Below are 389 nucleotides of genomic sequence, written 5' to 3' on the forward strand. Positions count from 1 at the left end.
CGGTAGATGGTCAGCGTTACCCAGTCGGACAGTGCGTTGACGACGGATACGCCCACGCCGTGCAAGCCGCCGGAGATTTTGTAGCTGTTGTTGTCGAATTTGCCGCCTGCGTGCAAGACGGTCATGATGACTTCGGCGGCGGAGCGGCCTTCTTTCGGGTGGATGCCGGTCGGCATGCCGCGGCCGTTGTCGGCCACGCTGACGGAATTGTCGGCATGGATGGTTACGGTGATTTTGTCGCAATGTCCGGCGAGCGCTTCGTCAATGGCGTTGTCGAGCACCTCGAACACCATGTGGTGCAGGCCGCTGCCGTCCTGCGTGTCGCCGATATACATACCGGGGCGTTTGCGTACCGCTTCCAAGCCTTCCAGCACTTGTATGCTGTCGGC

1 protein-coding gene is annotated in these 389 nt (G+C 60.9%); it reads right to left on the reverse strand.

Going from position 1 to position 389, the window contains the following annotated elements; genetic code table 11:
* Positions 1-389: ATP-binding protein (locus ACTHSP_RS22500; RefSeq protein WP_440347071.1), on the reverse strand; the 389-nt coding region annotated here is incomplete at both ends.

This window comes from Neisseria sp. P0001.S005 (assembly GCF_051963715.1).